15 protein-coding genes and 1 pseudogene are annotated in these 22883 nt (G+C 62.4%); 10 read left to right on the forward strand and 6 right to left on the reverse strand.

All coding sequences use genetic code 11. The features are described from left to right. From EZI54_RS25105 to EZI54_RS16860, 3 genes and pseudogenes are all read left to right on the forward strand, one after another. Window positions 1–170 (forward strand): annotated as a pseudogene (locus tag EZI54_RS25105) (group II intron reverse transcriptase/maturase); the annotation flags it as partial. A gap of 419 nt (window positions 171–589) precedes the next feature. Beyond that, window positions 590–1555 carry a universal stress protein gene (locus EZI54_RS16855; protein WP_131483050.1) on the forward strand — a complete coding sequence of 322 codons (966 nt, stop codon included), beginning with the start codon at window positions 590–592 and terminating at the stop codon, window positions 1553–1555. Further along, window positions 1555–10056: a GH36-type glycosyl hydrolase domain-containing protein gene (locus EZI54_RS16860; protein WP_131483051.1), complete on the forward strand. Its 8502-nt coding sequence runs from the start codon at window positions 1555–1557 to the stop codon at window positions 10054–10056. The genes EZI54_RS16855 and EZI54_RS16860 overlap by 1 nt, the downstream gene beginning before the upstream one ends. A 34-nt stretch (window positions 10057–10090) precedes the next feature. Here EZI54_RS16860 and EZI54_RS16865 read toward each other — a convergent pair whose 3' ends face one another. The 3 genes from EZI54_RS16865 to EZI54_RS16875 all read right to left on the reverse strand — a co-directional run bounded on the left by EZI54_RS16865 (window position 10091) and on the right by EZI54_RS16875 (window position 12515). Beyond that, window positions 10091–11026 carry a DMT family transporter gene (locus EZI54_RS16865; RefSeq protein WP_131483052.1) on the reverse strand — a complete coding sequence of 312 codons (936 nt, stop codon included), beginning with the start codon at window positions 11024–11026 and terminating at the stop codon, window positions 10091–10093. A gap of 128 nt (window positions 11027–11154) precedes the next feature. Next, the gene (locus EZI54_RS16870) at window positions 11155–11757 is read right to left on the reverse strand and encodes a YceI family protein (RefSeq protein WP_131483053.1); all 603 of its coding nucleotides are present in this window, start codon (window positions 11755–11757) and stop codon (window positions 11155–11157) included. Beyond that, on the reverse strand, window positions 11754–12515 hold the full coding sequence (locus EZI54_RS16875) for a CDP-alcohol phosphatidyltransferase family protein (RefSeq protein ID WP_131483054.1): 762 nt from the start codon (window positions 12513–12515) through the stop codon (window positions 11754–11756). Before EZI54_RS16875 ends, EZI54_RS16870 begins: the two co-directional genes overlap by 4 nt. A 161-nt stretch (window positions 12516–12676) precedes the next feature. Here EZI54_RS16875 and EZI54_RS16880 point away from each other — a divergent pair, with 161 nt between their 5' ends. From EZI54_RS16880 to EZI54_RS16895, 4 genes are read left to right on the forward strand one after another with little or no spacing between them, the layout of a single operon-like run. Continuing rightward, window positions 12677–13678 carry a zinc-dependent alcohol dehydrogenase gene (locus EZI54_RS16880; RefSeq protein WP_131483055.1) on the forward strand — a complete coding sequence of 334 codons (1002 nt, stop codon included), beginning with the start codon at window positions 12677–12679 and terminating at the stop codon, window positions 13676–13678. A gap of 54 nt (window positions 13679–13732) precedes the next feature. After that, on the forward strand, window positions 13733–14131 hold the full coding sequence (locus tag EZI54_RS16885; protein ID WP_131483056.1) for a 6-pyruvoyl trahydropterin synthase family protein: 399 nt from the start codon (window positions 13733–13735) through the stop codon (window positions 14129–14131). Between the two features lie 10 nt (window positions 14132–14141). Continuing rightward, window positions 14142–15218 carry a glycosyltransferase family 4 protein gene (locus EZI54_RS16890; protein ID WP_131483057.1) on the forward strand — a complete coding sequence of 359 codons (1077 nt, stop codon included), beginning with the start codon at window positions 14142–14144 and terminating at the stop codon, window positions 15216–15218. 3 nt (window positions 15219–15221) lie between these two features. Beyond that, window positions 15222–16076, forward strand: a complete 855-nt coding sequence (locus EZI54_RS16895; RefSeq protein ID WP_131483058.1) for a class I SAM-dependent methyltransferase — start codon at window positions 15222–15224, stop codon at window positions 16074–16076. Between the two features lie 30 nt (window positions 16077–16106). Here the strand turns inward: EZI54_RS16895 and EZI54_RS16900 are convergent, their stop codons facing one another. Together EZI54_RS16900 and EZI54_RS16905 are read right to left on the reverse strand one after the other, a co-directional pair. Continuing rightward, window positions 16107–16943, reverse strand: coding sequence for a RibD family protein (locus tag EZI54_RS16900; protein ID WP_131483059.1), 837 nt, complete (start codon window positions 16941–16943; stop codon window positions 16107–16109). 78 nt (window positions 16944–17021) lie between these two features. After that, window positions 17022–17813 (reverse strand): creatininase family protein, encoded by a 792-nt coding sequence (locus tag EZI54_RS16905; RefSeq protein ID WP_131483060.1) that lies wholly within the window; start codon window positions 17811–17813, stop codon window positions 17022–17024. 191 nt (window positions 17814–18004) lie between these two features. Here EZI54_RS16905 and EZI54_RS16910 point away from each other — a divergent pair, with 191 nt between their 5' ends. Together EZI54_RS16910 and EZI54_RS16915 are read left to right on the forward strand one after the other, a co-directional pair. After that, entirely contained in the window at window positions 18005–18808 is an 804-nt protein-coding gene (locus EZI54_RS16910; protein WP_131483061.1) for an enoyl-CoA hydratase-related protein, read from the forward strand. A gap of 8 nt (window positions 18809–18816) precedes the next feature. After that, window positions 18817–19221, forward strand: coding sequence for a helix-turn-helix domain-containing protein (locus tag EZI54_RS16915; RefSeq protein ID WP_242674505.1), 405 nt, complete (start codon window positions 18817–18819; stop codon window positions 19219–19221). 14 nt (window positions 19222–19235) lie between these two features. On the opposite strand, the gene galU is transcribed toward EZI54_RS16915, so the two are convergent. Further along, window positions 19236–20072: a UTP--glucose-1-phosphate uridylyltransferase GalU gene (galU, locus tag EZI54_RS16920; RefSeq protein WP_131483063.1), complete on the reverse strand. Its 837-nt coding sequence runs from the start codon at window positions 20070–20072 to the stop codon at window positions 19236–19238. 845 nt (window positions 20073–20917) lie between these two features. Here galU and EZI54_RS16925 point away from each other — a divergent pair. Then, entirely contained in the window at window positions 20918–22630 is a 1713-nt protein-coding gene (locus EZI54_RS16925; protein ID WP_242674508.1) for a ShlB/FhaC/HecB family hemolysin secretion/activation protein, read from the forward strand. The last annotated feature ends 253 nt before the right edge of the window (window positions 22631–22883 follow it).

The following is a 22883-nucleotide window of genomic DNA, read 5'->3' on the forward strand; positions in this document are numbered from 1 at the left end:
GGCTCGGACTACCCGAGCCGAGGGCTTGGACAAGCGCGATGAATGGTCGTGGACCTTGGTGGAATAGTGGCGCGTCGCATATGAACGCGGCCCTGCCCAAGAAGGTGTTCGACCGCCTGTCTCTGGTCAGTTTGCTGGATACGATGAACCGGCTTCAGAGTCAACCATGAACCGCCGTGGTACGGAACCGTATGCCCGGTGGTGTGAGAGGACGGGGGAGGTGACTCCCCCTCCTACTCGATCCCGTATTGAGCCGTCATGCCGCATGAGGACAGTATGGCATGAGTGGTAATACGCTTTTAGCTCGGTCCGACATCGCGCTCCGAATTCCCGCTCGCCCTTTGAGTTTTAACCTCCCCGGAAGGTCGGCCGACCGAATCCCGGTCTAATTTGACTCCCGTCAAATTGGCTTGAGAACGCTGTTGCATGCCGGCAGGTATGGGGTTACAAGAACTGAAGTCACCTCACGTTATCGACGCTTCATTGCCACGGAGTCGACCGGGCGTTTTACGGGAAGCACCTTCCATCAAGTTTGTTGTCTGATCGTTCCCTGTGCCACTGCTCTGAGGGCTGAGCAAGGGAAATCGCTATGTTTCAACGTATTGTTGTCCCCCTGGACGGCTCCTGTCTGGCCGAAGGGGCGCTGCCGCACGCCATCAATCTGACCAAGGCGCTCGACACCAGGCTCGTACTCATTCGTGTTCTTCAGGAGGAAAGCGGCGGCCATGATCGTTATCCGGCCGATCCGGTGGCCTGGGATGCCATGCAGGCGGAGGCCGTCGCCTATCTCGATTCGGTGGCCTCGAGACTGGAAGCCCTTGGCCTGAAGGCTGAAATCGCGACCCTTGAAGGCGATCCGGTCGACCAGATCATCAACTACACCCGCGGTGACGGTCATACCCTGCTGGTGATGACCAGTCATGGCGTGGGGGGGATCAGCCATTTCATGCTCGGCAGTGTTGCCCACAAATCCATTCTTCAGGCCCACGTGTCGTTCCTGTTGGTCCGCGCCCTCAGCGATCAATGCAACCCCATAAAGGAAACCCATTACAACAAGGTGACTGTTCCGTTGGACGGGAGCAGTCGTTCCGAGTGCGTGTTGCCCATCGTCGAAATGCTGTCACGCCATAACGAATGCACCGTAGACCTGATTTCGGTGGTGCCTTCGCTGGGGCATCACTACCAGGTGGCCAGGGACGATCCGCGTCTCGGCATCGTCAAGGAACTGGAAGCTGAATTCAGGACACGGATAGAGGATTACCTGACACGAATCGGGGACCGACTCAAGAACGAAGGGCTTCGTGTGCAGTCGGAAGTGGATATACGCGATTCCACCATTGCGGCCTTCTGGGAAATGACCCGCAAAGGCCAGTCCGATCTGGTGATTATGGCGGCCCATGGGAAGAGCTGCGTCAGCCATTGGCCGCTGGGTGCTTTACCGTTGAACGCCTTGGTCTACGGTGAAACGCCCCTGATGGTGATTCAGGATCTCGAACCTCATGAAATAGAGCTTACCTTTGCCGAGAAGGCCGCCCGTGAAGCCTGGGGGCACTGATGGCCGTCAACATGGAAAAGGGTCCCGGGACAGGCCGTGTCGATGCCGGAGCCAACGCGGGTGATGACGGGCAGAACCCGTGGGCGACGACTGGCCCGGGCTCGCGTCGAACCCACCGCCCGTTGAACGAGACGCTGAAGCGTCATGCTCACCGGCTGGACCGCATCCATAAGGCGCTTTACGCGCTCAGGAGCAACCCCTCGGTCGCCGGCCCATGGATTGACTGGTATATCGATAACGAGTACCTCATCCGCCGGGTTTTACACATGTTGCGGCGGGATCTGTCCGTCGACTTCGTTGCCTATCTGCCGGTACTCACGGAACCTCCGTCGACCGGCCGGATCCGCGTCCTGGAAATGGCCCGGGTCGCACTGGAGCGAGCCGAACAGCGCTTTGACCACAACGTGCTTGAAGCCATGGTGCTGGAGCTCAAGGAGACAACCCCCCTGAATACCGCTGAACTCTGGGCGTTGCCTTTGCTCCTGCGTTACCACGCCCTGGTACAGGTGTTGGATGCGGTCCAGCGCCGTATCGCCGAGCTGGCCTCCCATGATGCCCACAGAGGCATGGTCGACGTAGAAAGCCGGGATCTGGTGACCGATGGCGTCGTGACGTTGCATCGACTTGAACGGACCAACTGGCAGGGATTCTTCGAGCGCACGTCGCAGGTGGAAGCCCTGCTCAGAAAGGATCCCGCCGGCGCTTATCCGCGCATGGATTTCAGTACCCGTGACCGCTACCGGGGCCGGGTCGAACAACTCTCGCGACGCAGCGACATGGACGAACTCGCGGTGGCCCAACGTGTCCTGGAGCTGGCACGGCAGGCGAGGGAAGAGGCGCAGGATGCAACGTCTGTTGCCGCCCACATCGGCTACTACCTGATCGGCGATGGGCACCGACTGCTGGAGCAGACCCTCAATGTCCACCTGGATCGCTCAACCCGGTTCAGGCGTTGGCTGGTCCATCACCGCCAGCAGCTCTACTTCATCGCCCTGTCCCTGACGGCGCTTCTGCTGGTGACGATACCGACAGCCTACGCTTGGCTTCAGGGTGGCCCGTGGCAGGCACTGGCCGTCGTCCTTGTGGTTGGGGTTCCTGCGCTGGTACTGGCCTCCATCCTGGTGAACTGGCTGGCCACCCTGACGGTGCCGACGCGGGTACTGCCAAAGCTGGATTTTATTGACGGTATCCACGTCGATCACAAGGCAGCCGTTTGTATGGCCCTGCTGGTCTCCAGTGAGAAGGACATCCAGAGCGCCATCGATACGCTGGAGCGCCATTATCTTGCCAATCCCGACAAACAACTGCGTTTTGGGTTGCTGACCGGACTTTTCGACGCGCAAGAGGCCACGACGCCGAGGGACGGCAGCTTGCTGGAACGGCTGCGCGAAGGCATGACGTCGCTGAACAGGCAATACGCCAGTGAAGGTCATGCCCCGTTTTTCTGGATGCACCGGTCGCGGAGCTTTAACCGGCAGGATGCCATCTGGATGGAGTGGGAACGAAAACGGGGCAAACTCACGGAATTCAATCGCTATGTGCTGACCGGCAATCGCGGGTCGTTCTCTGATACAGCCGGGGACATCGATTGGCTGCGCCAGGCACGTTACGTCATCACCCTGGACGCCGATACCTTGTTGCCTGTGGACGGCGCGAGGCGTCTGATCGGCACCATCGCCCACCCACTGAACCAGCCGGTTTGGGATGAAGAGACGGGCGAAGTCCTCTCAGGATACAGCATTCTCCAGCCCCGGATCGAAATCAATCCCATGACCGCGATCCGGAATATCTTTACCCGCATTTTTTCGGGCGACCGGGGACTGGATCTCTACACGCTCGCGGTCTCGGATGCCTACCAGGATGTGTTCGGCGAGGGCATCTTCACCGGGAAGGGGCTGTATCACGTCGCCGCTTTCGAGGCCAGTCTGCGCAATGCGGTGCCCGAAGGGACCGTCCTCAGCCATGACCTCTTCGAAGGTATCCATGGGCGTACCGCGCTGGTCAGCGATGTCGTCATGTACGAGGAGTATCCACCCGATTACCTGTGTTTCGGGCGGCGACTTCATCGCTGGATACGGGGCGACTGGCAGTTACTGCCCTGGTTATGGCCGAGCGTACCGACGGAATCCGGCGAACGCAGACCCAACAAGTTAACGGGATTGCATCGCTGGCAGCTTGTCCACAACCTGCTGCGTAGCCTCCAGGCCCCATGGCTCCTGCTTCTGCTGCTGTTGGGTTGGTTTGCGCTTCCCGGTTCGCCGCTCCACTGGACGGCCCTGGCCGTGTTGACCCTGCTGGTCCCGAGTCTGACGGGGTTTGTCGGGCTGGCCCATGCCACGGTTCGCAGGCGGCGGGCGGCCCAGCAGGTCCGCAACCTGAAAGGGGACCTGAAACGGTGGGTGCTGGTTATTGCCTTCCTTCCCCAGGAAGCGTATCTCACGCTGGATGCGGTGATCCGCTCCATATACCGGAGCCAGATCAGTCACCGCCGCATGCTGGAGTGGGCACCGGCGGCGCTGGAAGCCGGGCGGTCCGATAACGCCACTCCGTGGCGCTACTGGCGCGCCATGTGGGTCGGACCCGTCGGCGCAACCATCGTGACTTGCCTGTTGCTTGTCTCGACGCCGGTCACCCTGATCTATGCCGCCCCGGTCCTGTTGCTCTGGCTGGTCTCGCCACAGTTGGCCTTTCTCGCCCGACGGGACCGGAAGCTGCCGATCGAGAGGATTCGTGCCGAGGATCGGACGCATCTCAGGCGGCTGGCCCGGCGAACCTGGTATTTCTTTGAGCGGTTTGTCGGACCGGAAGATCATTGGCTGCCTCCGGATCACTTCCAGGAGGACCCCAAGGGCGTGGTCGCTCACCGGACCTCGCCCACCAATATCGGTTTGCTGCTCGTGAGCAACCTGACCGCCTACGACATGGGCTATGTGGATGCGCAGGAACTGGTCATCCGCTCGCGCAACACGCTGCGGTCGATGGCGCGCCTGCCGCGTTTCCGGGGCCACATCCACAACTGGTGCGATACCCATCAACTGACGACCCTGCCACCGGCGTACGTATCCACGGTGGACAGCGGCAACCTCCTTGGATCTTTGCTGGCGCTGAAGCAGGGGCTGCTCGGCCTTGAAGCGGATGCGGTCTGGCGATTCGGTCAGTTCGAGGGGTTGCTCGATACCATGGGCGTGCTGGAAGACTCCCTGGGGGATTATCCCAAGACCACGCCCAGGCGCCGGTTGGGCCAGCAACTGATGGCGATCCGCCGGCAGGTCATGGATGCCCGCTCAAGCCCCCGGCAGTGGCCCGGTCTGCTGGACGAGATTGCCAATCGCCTGAAACGGGAACTGGACCAGGCGGTCCAGGAGGTTATTCGAGAACCATCTCCGCTGCCGGCTGATGTCCTGGCCGACATGCGGATCTGGCTGGAACGGTCGCGTCATCACATTGAGCGGATGTACCAGGGGCGTGATCAGTTCCTGTCCTGGTGGTCGATGTTCGACACCTGGCCGACTATCCATCCCGGCGATCTGCCTCCCCGGCAATATGAGGCCTGGCTGGCTTTGGAGAAGGAGCTTGTACATGTCCCGACATACCTGGAGCTGACCACGCTGGAGTCGCGTCTGGCACCGCTCATCGAGCAGCTTATGGCAACCGGAGACGGCGGCGCTGTGCCTGACCGCCTGCAACAGTGGCTTGCCTCCCTGTCTATGGCAGTCGGTAAAGCCTCGCGGGCAGCTACGTTGCTGCTGACAACCGCAAAGCAGCTCGCCGATACCTGCGAGAGCTGGTTTGAAGAGACTGATCTGGCCTTTCTCTACGATCGCGAGGCCGAGGTTTTCCGCATTGGCTACAACGTCGACGAGGGCAGGCTCGACGACAACGCCTACGATCTTCTGGCCTCCGAAGCCCGGCTTGCCAGTTTCCTCGGTATTGCCAAAGGCGACATTTCCGCCCGCCATTGGGTCCATCTGGGGCGCCCAATGACCCGCGACCACGGCCATCCCCTGTTGCTGTCGTGGAGCGGGACGATGTTTGAGTACCTCATGCCACAACTGCTCATGCGCGAACCGGCGACCACATTGCTTGGCATGAGTGCCCGCGCAGCCATCGATCATCAGATCCAGTATGCCGCGAATCGGGGGTTGCCCTGGGGGATCTCCGAATCCGGTTACTATCTCCTTGATGGTGCCCAGAACTATGCCTACCACGCTTTTGGAGCCCCCCACCTGTCGCTTCGCAGCCATAAGGGCGCCAAGGACTGGGTCATCGCACCCTATGCCACCTTCCTGGCCCTGTTGTGGCGCCCGCAGGCGGCCTTCGACAATCTTCGGCACCTTGAGCGACTGGGCATGCTGGGCCGGTATGGCTTCTTCGAGGCGCTGGACTACACCGAGCGCAGGATGGAAGTCGGTCAAACATACAGCATCGTGCGCAGCTACATGGCCCATCACCATGGGATGTCGCTGATCAGTCTGGGCATCTCGCTGAGTCCCGAGAATGCAGTCTCGCGATTTTCGGAAGATCCCAGGGTGGAAGCGTCGGAGCTGTTGTTGCAGGAGCGCGTCGCGCTGGATGTGGACGTTGAATACCCGGCCCACGGCGGGGAAGAAGAGAGGGAATCGGATGCCTCGGAAACACCGCACATCGCCCCCTGGCAGATTTCGCCTGACAGCCCGATGCCCCGGGTTCACCTGCTGTCGAATGGCCGGCTGGGTGTGCTCGTTTCGAGCTGGGGGGCCGGTGCGACCCGGTGGAAGTCGGATGCCATCACCCGCTGGCGGCCGGACGGTACCCTTGAGTCATGGGGAAACTGGCTTTACGTGCAGGACCTGGGCCGACGCGATATCTGGTCGATTCCCAGGGCGCCTCTGAAGGGGCGGGGCATTCGCGAACACGTGCGATTCCACAGTCATTGCGCCGAGTTTCAGCGTCACGACACCAGCCTCATCCAGACGCTGGAAATCACCGTGTCTCCCTGGCATGACGTTGAGTTGAGGCGCGTCACCATCACCAATCACGGCGACATGCCGCGCCGCCTGAGATTCACCAGTTATGCCGAGATGGTGCTGGCCGATCCTCGTGGCGATAGCCAGCATCCCGCCTTTGGCAACCTGTTTGTGCATTCGGAATTCGTGGAATCCCGGGGATTGCTGGTGTTTGAACGTCGCCCCCGGGATCCGGAAGACCAGCCCCCCGTCGTGGGTGAGTTGATGATGGGACTCTCCGGTGTGCTGACACCGGATGCGATAGAGACCGACCGCTCCGCATTCCTGGGGCGGGGCGGTTCCATTGCGCATCCCAAGGCGCTGGAGACGGGCCAGGCCCTCACCGGCTCGCTCGGCTACACGCTTGACCCCGTGGCCGTCCTGCAGAAGACCCTCAAGATCAATCCCACGGCGTCCGTCCAGTTCGCTTTCCTGCGTATTGTCGGGGAAAGCCGTGAAGAGGTCCTGGCAACGGCGGCCCGGTTTGCTTTCTGGCCTCGCGTGCAGCGCACCTTTGAGGAAGGGCAGGCCCAGGCAAGCCGGGAACTCTGGCGCAGCAAACTGAGCAGCGATGAGTTCCGGACCATGACTTCCCTGGCCTCGGCGCTGCTATACAGTCCGCCGCAACTGCGGGCGCCAGTGCCGATACTGTCGGCCAATCGCATGCAGCAGGCCAACTTGTGGGGCGTCGGGATTTCCGGGGACTTTCCCATCGTCCTGGTGCGCATCGGCCGCGAGGCGGACATTGAAACGGCCCACCTGCTGCTGAAAATCCATGCGCACTGGCGCAAGCGCAACTTCAGCGTAGACCTGATCCTTCTGAACACCGGCGATACGGGATACGAGGGTACCACGCAGGACACCGTGCGGCGGTTACTCGCCCAGCACAATGCCGAACCGTTTGTCGGCCGTCGTGGCGGCATTTTTCCGCTCACCTCCGAATCCTTGAGCAAGGAAGAGGTCGTGCTTTTGCAAACAGCCGCGAAAGTGGTGCTGGATGCCTCGGCGGCGTCCCTGTCCGAAGCCCTGAGCAAGCTGGAGCGCGCAGAGTCGCCGTTACCCCGGTTGCGGGTGCGGCCCCACGATGCCACGCCGCCGGCAACGCCGGCAGCACTGCCACCGCATGATGCCCTGAGTTGCGACAATGGTCATGGCGGCTTTACCGCGGATGGCCGTGAATATGTCATCACCGTCAGTCATCGCCAGCCGACACCGGCTCCGTGGATCAATGTCCTGGCCAACCCGGACTTCGGTACGGTCCTTTCGGAATCCGGCGGGGGATTCAGCTGGTATCAGAACAGTGGCGAGAACCGACTGACCCCCTGGCGAAACGATCCGACCCTGGATGAGCCGGGGGAATGTCTGTACCTGCGGGATGAGGAGACCGGGGCCCTCTGGGCCGCCACACCGAACCCCGTGGCCCACGAGTCGACCTACCGAATCCGCCATGGCGCCGGATACACGGTTTTCGAACACAGTCGCCACGACATTGAAAGCCGGATGACGGTCTTTGTGCCGCCGTCCGATGCCATCAAAGTCGTCCAACTGAGGTTGCGAAACCACTCGGACCGCGTTCGTCGTCTGACACTCACCTACTATGCCGAATGGGTGCTCGGCACCCGGCGGGAGGACACCAGTCCATACATCCAACCGGCTTTCCTGGCCGAGCAGGGTGCCTTGATTGCGGCCAATCCCTATAACCCCGACTGGCCTAAGCAGATCGCCTTCCTGGCAACCGACAGTCACGTTCACGGCTATACGACGGACCGCCTCGAATTCCTGGGGCGCCAGGGTGGCCTTGAGAACCCCGCTGCGCTGAAGAGAGTGGGTCTGACCAATCGTGTTGAACCGGGTCGGGACCCGTGTGCTGCGCTTCAGGTGCATGTGGATCTACCCACGGCTGACCAGGGTGAGCAAACCGTCACGTTCTTCGTCGGCGCCCAAGCCACGTTTGACGAGGCCGTGGCCCTGATCGACCGATACCGGCAACCCGACGCGGTGGCCCAGGCCCGGGAAGCCACCCGGGACTACTGGGACGCCGTGCTGGGCGCGCTGACGCTGTCCTGCCCGGACGACAGCGTGGCGTTCATCTTCAACCGCTGGCTGCTTTACCAGACGCTGGGTTGCCGTATCCAGGGCCGTAGCGCCCTGTACCAATCCAGTGGCGCGTATGGTTTCCGCGATCAACTGCAGGATAGCCTGGCCATGTTGCACACCCGCCCGGACGTGTGCCGTGCCCAGATCCTGGCTGCAGCGGCACGCCAGTTTCCCGAGGGCGATGTGCTGCACTGGTGGCATCCGCCAAATGCCCGCGGTGTGCGGACGCGTATTTCCGACGACCTGGTCTGGCTGCCGCTGGTCGTGAGCGAATACCTGGAGGTCACCGGTGACATTGGCGTTCTGGATGAACCGGTGCCCTGGCTCATCGGGGAACCGCTGGAGGACAACCAGGCGGAACACTACGGGCAGTTCGGGACGTCGACAGATACCAGCCCGGTTTACGATCACTGTCTCCGGGTACTGGAACGGGCTGACCGACTGGGGACTCATGGGTTGCCGCTGATTGGCGGAGGCGACTGGAATGACGGCATGAATCGCGTTGGCTGGGAAGGGCGGGGCGAGAGCGTGTGGATGGGCTGGTTCCTGATCCAGACACTGCGGCGCTTTGCCAATGTCTGTATCGGACGGGGGGACGACGCAACGGCGGAAACATTCAGGAAGCGCGCGCTCGATCTGTCCGATGCGCTCCAGCACCACGCCTGGGACGGGAACTGGTATCGCCGGGCCTACTATGACGACCAGACCCCCCTGGGCTCGGCGGGGCAGAACGCCTGCGAAATCGATTCCATCCCGCAGTCCTGGGCCGTGCTATCCGGTGCGGCCGAACCGGAACGAACCCACAAGGCCATGGAAGCGGTTTGGGAGCGACTGGTCAGGCCGGACCCGGGGCAAGTGTTGCTGTTCACACCGCCATTTACCGGCCGCGGACAGGGGCAGCCCGATCCGGGTTACATTGCCGCCTACCCCCCAGGCGTCCGTGAAAATGGCGGGCAGTACACCCACGCGGCCTGCTGGGCAGGGCTGGCGTTCGCTGCCCTGGGAGACGCCGAGCGTGCGAGCGTCGTGCTGGATTGCCTGAACCCGGTCAAGCATGGGGATTCTCCCGGGCGGATCGCGCAATACCAGGTGGAGCCCTACGTGCTGGCCGCCGATATCTATGGCGAACCGCCCCATGTCGGCCGGGGTGGCTGGACCTGGTATACCGGCTCGGCGGGCTGGTTGTACCGCTTTATCCTCGAGGGCATCCTCGGCATCCGCAAAAGGGGAAACCATCTGGAGGTGTCGCCGTGCCTGCCGCCACACTGGCCGGGTTACACCCTGCGCTATGTCTTCGGCCGGAGCGTCTACCATATTACCGTACAGCGCCTGTCCGCCGACTCGACCGCGCTCGATGGGCCCTGTTGCTTTGCGCTGCAGGATGATGGTGACGAGCATACCGTCGTGATCGGGGTATGAGCCGCCAACCGGACCTTGAATTGCCGGAGGCGCGCTACCGTCTCAGCAACAGCTTGCGTACGGAACTCCACCGATTGATCAGCAACGCCCCGAAAATCAGTGAACAGCCGGCCGCCTGCATACCGGACATAACCTCGCCGAACCAGCCCGCCGCAAAGATGGCGACCCAGACGGGTTCCAGCACCATGATCACGACGCCATGGCTGTTGATCGACAGGCTCTGGGCATAAGTCTGCACGAAGAAGCGTCCCGCCGTGCCCAGGATGGCCGATAGGCTCACCCAAACCAGGATCATTGGGTTGAAATGGTCGATCGTTGGTTGCCAGGATTCCCGCAACGTCGAAAGGGCCAGGGTGACCAGCCCCACGGTCACCAGGGCAATGGCGGTCAGGGCGAGCGCCGGGACGCGCTCCTTGCGTTGTTCAACACCACTGCGGCGCTGGATGATGCGCGTGTTGGCCGCGCGGGTATTGAGGGTGAAATAGAACGCGAAGATCAGGGCGGCCAGCACAAAAAGCACCTGGCCGGGTTCGGGCCTGAAACCGTTGCGGAGCGAGAGCAGCGCCAGGCCCGATATGGCGACGGGCAGGGCAACCCAGGTCGACATGGGCTGGGCCTCGCTGAAAACAATCCGGGCGATGACCGGTACAAAGACAACGCCGAGACTGGTCAGAAAAGCGCCTTCACCCACGTTCTCCGTCAGGAACAGGCCGCTGATCCAGAAACTCATGGCCACGCCGAAGACCAGTCCGACACCGGCCGCCCGCCGGAGTTGATTCCGCGCCAGCCGGGCGATTTGCCGGTGGCCGGCAATGCACAGGATGGCGCCGGCCAGCAAGAAGCGGCAGGCCATGAAGAGCAGGGGCGGCATGAGCAGCACCGCCTCTTTCGAGAAAATCCAGCCGATCCCGGCGAGCAGTGTGACCACGACAAGCAGGAGATCGGCCTTTCTGGCGTCGGTAAGGTTCATTCAACGGAGCATGGGCGTCGGTGATCGAAAGGAGGTGCAGTGTATCACGCCAACTGACACCATCTCACACGACACGCGGTCGCCAGGAGGTCGCTCGGTCATCCAGAGGCTCCCTGGCGGGAAGGGGCCTAGAACCAACCGCTGTCGTCATAGGCTTCGAACTCGAAGCGTAGCTTGACGTCATCGCCGACCATCATCGGGTCCAGACCATAATCCATGCCCCATTCGCTACGCCGCAACGTGGTCGACGCCGAGAATCCCAGCGTGAACTTCTCGTGGCCAAACGGATACACGCCTGACTTGTTGAGGGTCAGGTCCAGGGCAACGGGACGGGTCTGGCCGAGCAGCGTCAGCTTGCCATGCAGGACGCCCGCATTCGCGCTTTGCTTCTCGAAGCCGGTGACCACGAAGGTAATGTTCGGGTACTTCCGGCAATCCAGGAAATCGGCCTTGCACAGGTGCTCGTCGCGTTCCTTGTGGTTGGTAAAGACGCTCTTGCTCTGGATGATCACCTGGCCCTCCGTCAGCTCACCGGCTTCCCGGTCGTAGGTAAACCGGCCCTTCGCCTTCCGGAAGAGCCCCAGTACCTCGTCGAATCCGAGATGGTTGACGGCGAACAGCACCGAGAAGTGATCGGGGTCGATCTTGTACTCGATCGGTTCGGCCATTGCGACGGGGCTGCAAAGCGCGCTGAAAAGAAGGGCTGTGACCGTTGTCCTGAGGGTGTTCATTGGGCTATCTCCTTGCTGTGGCGCCGGGTCAGCAGCCAGAGGCTGTCCCTGCCGAAAGAATAGACCAGCAGGGCCAGGGCGATGCCCAGAAAGGCGGATGCCAGGGCTCCGGAGATCCAGGGCAGCAGGCAGACCATGAGGGTCACCAGTTGCCAGACACAGACCGTCTTGCGCAGGCGACTGGCCGGCAGAGGCGCCTTCAGCCTGGGTAACAGCCAGCCAGCGACGACGAACAGGTAGCGCATCAGGCCGATGGCCAGGGCCCAGGCGCCCACCTTGCCCTGGGTCACCAGCAGCGCGCAGAGCACCAGCATCAACGCGGCGTCCAGTTCCATGTCGAACCGGGCTCCGAACGCGGACGAGCTTTGGGTGCGTCGGGCGGTGGCGCCGTCGATGCCGTCCATGATCAATGCGATCAGGCTGATCCAGGCAATGACCCAGGCGTGCTGGGCGGCGTAATGGGAAAACGGCACGAACGCTGCGGCGATGCAGACCAGGGTGCCCCGGATGAGCGTCACCCGATTGGCGGCGCCCAGGGTGTGATGATCCGGCGGGCGCTGAGCGTCGGGCGCCCGGAACCAGCAGATGCCCACGATCAGGACGAACGCGGTGCCGGTGAGGCTTGCGGTCGGGAGATAGGCGACCGGCAGTCCGAGCGTGCCGGTCAGCAGCCCGGCCACCAGGATAACGATGAACAGGGCCACCACCAGCTCCGTGGTGACGCGCCAGCGGAATCGGGCGGCAAGCTGATGGGACATGTCGGAGCCCTCGTTCGGGGAGGAGGATGGTGCCCACGCCTTGCATCTCAACACAGTTTACGCCTTTATGGATGGGGTGGATTGATGTCGGGGGCTCCAGGGGCCCGAAGCGATCCGTCGACAGCCAGCAACTCATTCATTAAAGGCACAGGACGCAGCATATGCCAGGATCGGGAACGCGGCCGGATTACCAGGGCAGGGCCTTCTGGGTGACGGGATACCGCAAGGGTGAACTGCGGCCCGTGCAGGTGTCGCGCCAGCAACTCTCCGAAACCGGCGATGTGATTGTCGAGACGTTATACAGCGGCATCAGTCGGGGTACCGAAAGTCTGGTCTTCAACGGCCGGGTTCCCGAAACCGAATACGAGCGGATGCGGTGTCCATTCCAGGAGGGCGAGTTCCCTTACCCGGTGAAATACGGGTACGCCAATGTCGGGCGGGTCCTGGAAGGACCGGTCTCGTTGAGGAACCGCCTGGTGTTTTCCCTGTTCCCGCATCAAACCTGCTTTCGTATTCCGGAGGCCGCAGTCGTCCCGTTACCGGACACCGTGCCGCCTGAACGGGCGATCCTGGCGGCGAACCTGGAAACCGCCGTGAACGCGCTATGGGATGCCACGCCGCGAGTGGGGGACCGGGCGGTGGTGATTGGTTGTGGCGTCGTGGGTTGCCTGGTTGCCTGGTTGCTCAGTCGCATTCCCGGGACCCGCGTCCAGGCTGTCGATCCGGATCCCGGCAAAGCTGCGGTCCTGGAACGACTGGGCGTGCGCTGGCGGGCGGAGAGCGATGGTCGCGACGACCACGACCTGGTGATCCACGCCAGTGGCCATCCGGAGGGACTGGATACCGCACTGGCGATGGCCGGGGTGGAAGGACGCATCGTGGAAATGAGCTGGTACGGTGACCGCCCCGTGCCGTTGAACCTGGGCGGTGCCTTCCATTCCCGCCGGCTGTCACTGATCGCCAGCCAGGTCGGGAGGATTGCGCCGGCACAGGCACCCCGCTGGAGCCACCGTGACCGCATGGCTTTGGCGCTGACCCTGCTACAGGCACCGGAACTCGATGTCCTGATCAACGCCAACGGCGACTTCACTGAATTACCGAAGGCGATGGCCACAGTCACGGCCCCGGACAGCGGCGTCCTGTGCCATAGGGTGAACTATTGAAACCGCGGGGCGCTTCGTTGACGGCGTCCCCGACCAGTGGAAGGAACCTGCCTTATGTTCAGTCTGACTGTACGTGATCACATGATGATCGCCCACAGTTTCAACTCGCCCCGCTTCGGACCGGCCCAGGCCCTGCACGGGGCGACTTACGTTGTGGATGTCACGTTCTATCGGGACGAGCTCGACGCCGATGACCTGGTGGTGGATATCGGACTGGCCGGCGAGCAGTTGCGTGCGCTGGTGAGCCAATTAAATCTGAGCAACCTGGATGAGCATGATGAATTCCGCGGGCACAATACCACCACCGAATTCATGGCCCGGGTTGTCTGCCGGCGCATGATGGAGCGAATCCGCTCCGGTGCGCTGGGCCAGGAGGCCCTGGGACTCAAACGACTGAAAGTGACCATGGGAGAATCGCATGTGGCCTGGGCCACCTATGAACAGGACCTCTGAATCATCCGACATGACGTTTCTCGTCGCCGGCGATCCGGACCAGTGCACCGGAGGCTACGGCTACGTGCGCAGCATTGTGGACGGTCTGCGCCGCCGCGGACTCACGGTACAGCTGATCGGCCTGGACGGCGCCTTCCCGGAGGGCGACGCCGCTGCCCGCCACGCGATGGACGAGACGCTGGACGCGCTTGCCGACGGCGCCCGGGTCGTCATCGACGGACTGGCCCTGTGCGGTCTTCCGCCGCTGGCGCAGCGCCACCTGGACCGTCTCGAGGTGATGGCCCTGGTGCACCATCCGCTGGCGGACGAGACGGGCCTGGATGAGGCGGAACAGCGCCACTACTTCCAGACCGAAAAGGCCGCCCTGGCCGCCGTTGGGCGCGTGATTGTCACCAGTCCCTACACGGCCGGGCGCCTTGAAGCCTATGACGTGCGGGCCTCCCGGATCGAGGTGGTGATTCCCGGCGTGACGGTGCCGGCGACAGTGGCCCCGGAAAGCCCGCTGGCGGCCGGTGATCCGTTCCGACTCCTGTGTGTGGCAACGCTCGGCCCGCGTAAGGGGCAGGACCTGCTGGTCCGCGCTTTGGCGCAATGCGCGGATCTGGACTGGCAGTGTTCCCTGGCCGGATCGCTGGACCGGCACCCGAGTTATGTCGAGACACTGTATCGTCAGATCCAGGAGGCCGGCCTGGAGGATCGGGTGCACTGCGTTGGCGAACTGGACGACAGCGGCCTCGACCGGGCCTATCGCTCCGCGGACATCTTCGTGCTGCCCTCCTGGTACGAGGGGTACGGCATGGTTATCACCGAAGCAATGGCCTATGGCCTGCCGGTCATCACGACCACCGGCGGTGCACTGGCCCATACGGCGTCCAGCGATGCCGCGATCAAGGTCACTCCCGGGGATGTGGTCGCACTGACCGCCGCGCTCCGACAACTGATGACGATGCCGGGACGCCTCCAGCAACTCCTGGCCGGTGCCGCTTCCGAGAGACGGGCGCTGCCGTCATGGGACGACGCCGCCGCGACGTTCCGGTCGGCCGTTGCAAACCTGCTGGAGCAGCCACCGCATATGCACCCGGAGTAGGCCATGCCCCATCCCTCTACGGTTTTCGAGCGGGACTGGCTGGCCAGCCGCGAGACAGCCGATCATGCGGCGCGCAGCCAGGGACTGACTGACCGCCTGTCGGACTGGCTGGCGGAAGGCGTCGTCGGGCCCTATCGCCTGTGCGACCTGGGATGCGGCAGCGGATCGAACGTCCGCTACCTGGCCTCGAGACTGCCGGCGGGACAGTACTGGCATCTGCTGGATCATGATGCCGGGCTCCTCGAAGAGGCCAGCGAACGCTGCCGCTCGCTAGCCGGAGTAGTCGGTTTGCTCCCACAGCAGGGCGATCTGGTGAAGGCGCTGGAGGCACTGGTGCCCGATGGAGCGGCACTGGTCACGGCATCGGCCTTGCTGGACCTGATGTCGGCGCCGTGGCTGGAACAACTGGTTCGGTGCACAGTTCAGCGCCGGGCCGCCTGTCTGATGACGCTCTCCTACAGCGGCGAGATCGAACTGATGCCACGCCTGGCGGATGACGGCTGGATCAACCGGTCCGTGAACGCCCATCAGCAACAGGACAAGGGGAGCGGTCCGGCACTGGGACCGGGTGCCTGGTCCGCCTGTGAGGCGATGTTCCGGCGGGCGGGTTATCGCGTCTTCCACGAACCGGCGACCTGGTCGCTGGGCGCGTCCCAAGGGGAATTGCAGGAAAAATTGCTGACCGGCTGGGCCCGGGCGGTCACGGAATGGCGGCCGGCATCCGCCGGACGGATTGCCCGCTGGCTGGACGCGCGGCTGGCCCTGGTCCAGCGGGGAGAAAGCCGGATCCGCGTGAGTCACCAGGATCTGCTGGCCTTGCCGGATGTGCCGTACCCCGCGGCAGGTATCCGCTGGTGACCCGGCCGGGCGCCGTCTTCCTGCGGCCGTTCAGGCGGGCGGTGGCCGGAACCTCATGTCGAACAGGTAGTCGCTGCCCAGCCTGAACGGCACGGTCTCCGGCCGCAGCGCACCATCGAGCTCGTCTATTTCGGGGAGCTGCAGGGCGGGAATGCCGCTGCCGATGATCATCGGCGCCACAATCAGGTGGAGGTGATCCAGGCAGCCGGCGTGGAGGAAACGCGATACCGTCTGACCACCCCCTTCAATAAAGATCCGCCGGTAGCCCCTGGCTTGCAGGCAGCGGATGATATCGGCCGGCGTTACCGTGGCAGATTCGCACGTCACCTGGATCTCATCGGCCCGGCAGGGCGCATCATGCACCAGGCGAAAGGTGGGGGCGGCGGACTGGTCGAACACGACCTGATCCGGCGACACCCGTCGGCGCGGATCGATGATGGCCCGATCCGGGTTGTCACCATCCACCCGCCGCACTGTCAGTTGCGGGTTGTCGGAATCCGCCGTGCCGGCACCGACCACGACGACATCGGCAATCGCCCTCAGGCGGTGCAGGTGATCGAGCCCATCGCAGCCGTTGATGTAGTGGGACGCACCGGTGACCGTGGCGATGCGGCCATCCAGGCTCTGCCCGACCTGGGCATACACCAGGGGAGCGAGTGCCGGATGGCACAGTGGCAGGAAGCAGGCCAGCAGATCCGCCACCACGGCATCGGCCGGATCCCGGTGGAGATGCCAGGAGCCGTCACCAAGCAGGGTGAGCGCAGCGCCGTCCGGTGAATCGGCCGGGTAGGGGCCGATCATGTCCGATCGCGCCAGCTGTCGGATCAGGTGCCATGCCTCTGTGGCGTGCAGCGGTCGTCCTGCCATGGCGTTGAGGGGCCTTTTGATATAAGGAATGGGATCTGCCCGGATGCCTTACGGCGCCGTTGATGACCGGATTCCAGGTCAGCGCAGCAGTCGAAGGTTGAAGCGGGCCGTTTCCCTGAAGGTTTCTGCCAGGGCTCCGGCAAAGTGAGCCACCAACTGGGCACCCTGACCGGCGGTGGCCCGGCTGGCCCGGCCAACCACACCGGCGGGGTTCAGGTCCTGGCCCATCCAGGCGAATGCGGCTTCCCCTTCCGGTTTCAGGTGTCGGTTGTCGGCCATGACCGTTTCCTCCAGTGACTGGAAATGCTCGATCAGGTCCTGTCGAACCTGGTCGGGGGCCAGGTGCAGCATCATGGCAGTCTCCAGCTCGCCACCGTGCAGCCCGCGGGAGAGCTCTTCCGCGTCAACCAGTTCCTGCGGGATCTGATAACGAAAGTAGTTGGCCTTGACCACCAGCATCCGGAACCGCTGGCGCAGTTGCAACGCCGCCAGGTCGATGATCTGGCGGTTCCCGCCGTGGCTGTTGAAGATCACCAGTCGGTGAATCCCGGCGCTGGCAATGGACTGGCCGATGTCCACCAGTACATCGATGGCGGTATCCGGACGCAGCGACAGGGTGCCCGGGAACCCGCTATGTTCGAGGCTGAGGCCGATGGGCAGCGTGGGCAGCACCAGGAGCCGGGCGTCGTCGAAGCGTTCGACGGCGGCTTGCAGGATTCCCTCACCGATGATCCGGTCAGTGGCCAGCGGCAGGTGGGGGCCATGCTGTTCAATGGCTGCCACCGGCAATACCGCGATGGCGGAATCGCTGATGTGGTCTTTCAGTTCGACAGTGGTAAGGGCCTGCCAGTCCAGGGGAGAATAAGCCATGACGGTCGACTCCTAGAGCAGTGCGATACAGGCAGTATAGTGCCCCGGGAGCCATTCGTAAGCCTGCGCGGCAGCGTATTGAACCGATTGATTTAGGACCGTTTTCATAGCGACCGGCAATTGCGTGGGAGTGAGTCCATAAGGTGTAATGGGCGTTTGTCTCCCATTGAATGTTCCGCCAGGAGTAGCCCTTGTCCGATTCCTTCCTGACAGACCTGAGCCTGGAGAGCGGGCTGGCGCGCATGCGGCTGCCCCAGACGTCGAAGGCCTTTTGGAACGATGCCAGCCTCGACGCGTTCTATCGGGATATGCAGGCCCTCGGCTTGCGCCGGGACGTCCGGGGGCTTGTCATAGAGGGCCAGCCCGGTCAGCCCTTTTCCCGCGGGGTGGATCTTTCCCTGTTCCATGAGGGCAGCAAGGCCGCCGGTGCCGGCGTCAATCGTGAGTTCGGTCTGGCATTCAATGCACTGCGCCGTTTCCCGGGCGTATCCGCCGCCGCATTGACCGGCGATGCCGCGGACGCCGGGCTGGAATGTGCGCTATGCTGTGACTTCAGAATCGCCGAGCCGACGGTGCGGCTGTCCATGGTGCCAGCGCGCTACGGACTGGTGCCGGTTGGCGGTGGCAGTCAACTGCTGCCCAGACTGGTCGGGGAGGTGTGGGCCAAGCGCCTTTTGCTGTGCGGCGAGTCGGTCGACGCCGAAACGGCCCTCGCGATCGGCCTGGTCGATGCCATAAGCGATCCCGGGCTGGCGGGTGACATGGCGGCTGGTTGGGTGCAACGCTCTTTCCATCAGGGACCGCACGCGATTCGGGCGACCAAGCAGCTGATTGAGCACGCACGGATGCGCCCGCTGGAAACCGGCTTTGCCGCTGAGCGGGACTGGATGGTTGAGTTGCAGGGCACGGCTGAACAGGTTGAGGGTATACAGGCCGTTGACGCGGGACGCGACCCGCGCTGGCCGGACGATGAGTCAGAGGGGAGAGACCGGTGATGCGGTACATGAAGTCCTTTCATCGACGCCTGCGGGTATTGCGGGAGTCCAGACAGCTGTCGGTCGCGGATATCGCCCGTCTGTGCGATGCCGATGAGCGGCGGGTTGCCGGATGGGAAAGCGAGAACCCAAAGACCCGCACCTATCCGGATATCGACGAGTTGATGGATCTCTGCCTCAAGACGGAGACACCGCTGGAAGCCCTGCTGGATTTTGAGGACGCACCGGATGCGGGGCAACTGGAACTGCCGGGTCTGGCGTTTGATTCACAGGCCGATCTGGGGCGTGTACTCGAGGAACTGGAACGGGAAATCGAGCGACTCAAGCCCACCGAAGAGGAAATGGAAATGCTGCGCCGGTTCCGCAATACCACCGCGGAGAACCGGCGCATGCTGATTCAGCTGCTCGGCTGAATCACGGCGGGGGATCACCGGCCGTTCTTGTAGATGTTGTTGTACACGTAGTTGGTGGCGTCGACGAAGCCATCCACGCTACCGCAGTCAAAGCGACGGCCACGGAACTTGTAGGCCAGCACGCAACCTTTCTGTGCCTGGTGGAGCAGGGCGTCGGTAATCTGTACTTCGCCGTTCTTGCCGGGCTCGGTGTTCTCGATGATCTCGAAGATGTCCGGCGTCAGGATATAGCGGCCGATAATGGCCAGGTTGGACGGCGCGTCTTCCGGCGCCGGCTTCTCCACCATGTCGGTAATGCGGTAGAGGCCATCCTTCATCGGTTCCCCGGCGATGACGCCGTATTTGTGGGTCTCGTCTTCCGGCACTTCCTCAATGGCGACGATGGAGCAGCGGAACTGCTTGTAGAGCTCAGCCATTTGCGCCAGCACGCCGATATCGCCCGGTTCGGCTACGCAGAAATCGTCCGCCAGGACGACGGCGAACGGGTTGTCGCCCATCAGGTTGCGACCGGTCCAGATCGCGTGGCCCAGGCCTTTCATTTCATTCTGACGGGTAAACGAAAACGAACTGTTGTCGATCAGTTCACGGATCGACGTGAGCAGGTTTTCCTTGCCTGAACCGGCGATCTGGTGCTCGAGCTCATAGCTGATGTCGAAGTGATCTTCGATGGCGCGCTTGCCGCGGCCGGTTACGAAGCCGAACTCATGGATGCCGGCCTCGGCAGCCTCTTCCACGCCGTACTGCACCAGCGGCTTGTTTACGATGGGCAGGATTTCCTTGGGCATGGCCTTGGTGGCGGGAAGAAAGCGGGTACCGTAACCGGCAACGGGGAATAGGCACTTCCTGATCATATGAATCGTCCTTAGTAGCGGTTCATTCAAACCTGTCCATGACCGGGCGAGGGCCCGTCCGGGGAAAGGTCTCCGGAACATTTCAGGTTTTGCACAAAGTTTGCCAAGTGTAACCAAGTTGATGTGACAAATGGAGACATGGCCGCTTACCACTTCGTCACTTTGGCGTAATTCGGGCATGGCTCACCGGATACCGCTCGCCCGCCGGGAGGGGGCAGTTCAGTATCGGACGCATTCCGGGCCCCGGGCAAGCGTCATTTCGCTGAGCGTGCCGCAGGGGACATAAACGCCGCTTCGATTGGTTCTCGCCGAAAACCCGGCCTGTTTGGCGACACATGGAGTTGATGGGTGAGCGCACCGGATTGGTGCGTGGGCGAGAGAATCGTCGTTGTTCGGTCGGAGACGAGGGCGGTTCTGTGCGTTTCTATCGGAATCGATTGAATAAAAAGGAAAAATACGTGATCTGCGGCGACGGTGGCTGCGTTCCTGGAGGGAGGTCCGGGAAGGTTAACGGCGTTTAATCTATCTCCAGAAACTACATACAAATATTGTTACAACCTGTTGTTTTACGTTAAAAATTAAATTTGTAAATTTTTGATAATAAGGTCTGGTATGTCACAGTCACCTTCCTTATAGTCGGAACTGCCAATAATGCTTACCGTGCTTGCGGTGTCGCCCAGGCAAATACCATTCGGACTCCGTTCCGGGCTCTGAATGACAGCGAATTCGCAAGACCATCCCAAGTGTGTCGTCTGGGATTTTCGGTACAACGATTCCTTTAATTCCACTGACCGAAGAGTCGGACGCACTGCTTGTGTCCGATGGAGACGCTCGCTTTGAAATTTGTGGCACTCATGGTTTTTGTCGGCTGCCTGATCAGCGCCCCAAGCGGTGCTGTCGTGCGCTTTGCCTCGCCGTCGACAGACAATGCCACGCGGCTGTCCAGCGCCTTGGATGCCAGCTTTTCCAATCAGCAGCCGGTGAGCGGCTGGCTGACGCCCGCCCCCCACGCTGCCACACGACCGGATCGCGCCCAACTGCAGACCGACTGGCCTTCAGGCCGTTGTGTGCCGATCGACTCCGTGCGCATGCCGGGCCTGAGACTCCTCTCGAGTCGCGTCGTCACACGGGTTCAGGCCCTGGTGCAACCGGAAACGCGTCAGTGCCTGGATCCGGAACGGCTCAACGGTCTGGCCAGTCGCATCAACCGCGTACTGGAGGAAGAGGGCGAGCAGGATACCATCGCCTGGCTGCCGGAACGCCCCATTGTCGATCATGTGCTGACGCTGCGTTTTCGCAATGCCGCCATGGGGGAAACGCGCAAGGATATCGCCCGGTCCGGCCCGTCCGCAACGGCTCATTTTTCCAGTCGCGGCACGGCGCTGGTCGCTTCGGATGCCCTGCCGTCGTACACCTTCGGGCGCTGGAGCCGTCCGGCGGGGCTGGCCGACGTTGCTCCGGTCGAAGGTGGTAATACGGCGTCGGCCGACAGCCCGAAGGCACCTACGGTGCGCTTCCAGCACGTTCACCGGCACTGGCTCGGGTCCCATCTGCAACTGGCGGGGAACTCGGCATCCTCCCGTGACCAGCGAAGCGGGCAGATTGGCCTGGAGGCCGACAACCTGATTCGCGACGACCATGCCCTGCGGCTCAACTTCAATGAGTCGGAATCCCAGCGCATCGAAAACGAAGCCGAAGCGTTTTCTTTCCACTACGCGTTTCCGCTGGGCCTGAACCGCTTCAGTTTCGATGTCGACAACTTCTCCTATCGCAGCACCGTCATTGGTGACGAAGGCAAGTACGACGCCAGTGGAGAAGGGCGCAACATCCACGTCAGCGGGCAGCGCGCGCTTTTTTCCCTGTACGGCGTGCAGTTTGACAGCGTCATGAGCCTGTCGACCCGGGATGCATCCTATTACGAGGATGGCGAATGGGTGGAAGACTCAAGCCGCCAGAAGTCGCGGTTTACCCTGCAGGGATCCACATCCCATGAACTCTGGTACGACGTGATCGCAACGACTCAGGTGTCCGCAGTGAGCGGCCTGGAAATGGTCGGCAAGGAATACGACATGGAGGAGGACTTCAACGAGGATGAAGCCTTCAGCAAATACTCATTGTCCGCCGCACTGTCCCGCGATTTCTTCAGCTGGCGCTGGGGGTTGAGTGGTCATTACCAGTTTTCTCCCAACGACCTGCCGGATTCCGAATACCTGACGGTGGCCGGGTCGTCCCTGATTTCCGGCTTCAACGGGCAGAGCGTGAGTGCCTCGCAAGGCGGGTGGCTCCGGCTGGATGCGAGCAGCCCGCATTTTGATATGCCCCTGATGCCCTACCTGCGATCCGGTCTGAACTTTTCCCTGCTGCGGGGCTGGGTCCCCTATACCGAAGCCCAGGCGGACCGCTACGGTTCCGCCAGCGCCGCCGAGATCTCGCTCAGCATGCAGGGGCAGGGCTTTCAGGCCGGTTTGAGCGTTGGGCGTATGCTCGGCGCGTCGAGCCTGGCCACCACCAAGCCGGACGTACCGGACGTGTCCCTTTCTCTCTCGATGGGTCTCTAGTTTGGTCTGAGCTGTTTTCCGGACCCTCTCCCTCTGACCCGTTATTCTGCCGTTCAAACCGACATATCCTGACGTCTGGCCGGAATTGGTCATATACTGATCGCTATCCGGAGCCTGTTTATTTCCGTGCCTTACAGAGATGTCACTTGAAGCATAAGCTACTGACAGTGTTACATTAAAAGTTCTGGTATGCCGGAAATAGACAGACGGCTCCTGCTGGCCACGGTCTCCATCCGCGGATGGGTGCGCCCGG

Source organism: Marinobacter halodurans, assembly GCF_004327985.1.
Taxonomy (GTDB): domain Bacteria; phylum Pseudomonadota; class Gammaproteobacteria; order Pseudomonadales; family Oleiphilaceae; genus Marinobacter_A; species Marinobacter_A halodurans.